General features: G+C 48.0%; 1 protein-coding gene. It reads right to left on the bottom strand.

The window, feature by feature from the left end; all coding sequences use genetic code 11:
• Positions 1-343: 343 nt before the first annotated feature.
• Positions 344-820, bottom strand: coding sequence for a hypothetical protein (locus ACFOZ5_RS13405; RefSeq protein WP_379888141.1), 477 nt, complete (start codon positions 818-820; stop codon positions 344-346).
• Between the last annotated feature and the right edge of the window lie 91 nt (positions 821-911).

Raw genomic sequence — 911 nt, 5'->3', positions numbered from 1 at the left:
GTGCTGAGCGAGTTGCCATCAGCGGCGACCGATAAGGATCTGGATGGCCTGTTGCCGTGGAATCAGGATGAGGCTATGCCGGTGTAGTTAGTGGACCGCTTACGATTGCTGCGGGTCGGAGCGAAGATCGACAGTTGGAGGTGGGAGGCATGGTTCGTCCAACCCGTAAAGCGGCGGTATCCAGTCGGCGATGAACGGCCCTGCCTAGGTGACATTATGCCCCAAGACATCCGGCGGACTCAGCCTGAATTGGCCTATTTCCGGGCCATTCGGCACGATGAAAAAAGAAAATTAGAGAAAAAACGTCGTGTACGTCTTAAATGTCTTCCAGGCTTGAGCCTGGTTAGGCGACTCGTATCTCCCAGTGAACGTGAGAACCTTGCTTTCCTAATGTTTCGCATGTAATCCCTTTTGGCTTCAATCTAGGAGCAATCTTTTTGAGCTCGGCACCAAATCTCCGTGTGGTTTTTGGCCAATCATCATGTTCTTCATCTGCAAGGATTTCTTTAAGCTCTTTATACCAGTGATTTAGCGGTTTTATTGTTTTTGATTCTGGGTACTCCGACGCCCATAAAAGAAGTGCTCTAGCGACAGCTGATCTGTCTACTATGTTGTCGTTTATCTCATCTTTTAAGCTACTTGACATAGCTATAAATTCGGAAACGTCAATGTCGTAATAGCTAAAAACCGCTGCACCTATTAATGTAAAGTTATCAAAATATGTACGCCCGTCTAGCTTAACTGGGGATGTCGCAGGGGTGCTGAGGACGTATGCTGCGATTTCGGCTAATTCTAGTAGGGCGTAAGCGGAGTCTGTCAACGTAGTTGTCGCGTTTAAGTCATCAGCTCTTTAACAGTTCGCCGCCTTTTCCGGATTCAGAGTCACTGATTCCGGTAAGCTGAAGTTTCGG

Source organism: Marinobacter lacisalsi, from assembly GCF_042651045.1.
Taxonomy (GTDB): Bacteria; Pseudomonadota; Gammaproteobacteria; order Pseudomonadales; family Oleiphilaceae; genus Marinobacter; species Marinobacter lacisalsi.
The sequence above is the reverse complement of the archived record's forward strand: the minus strand, read 5'-3'. Positions and strand labels throughout refer to the sequence as shown.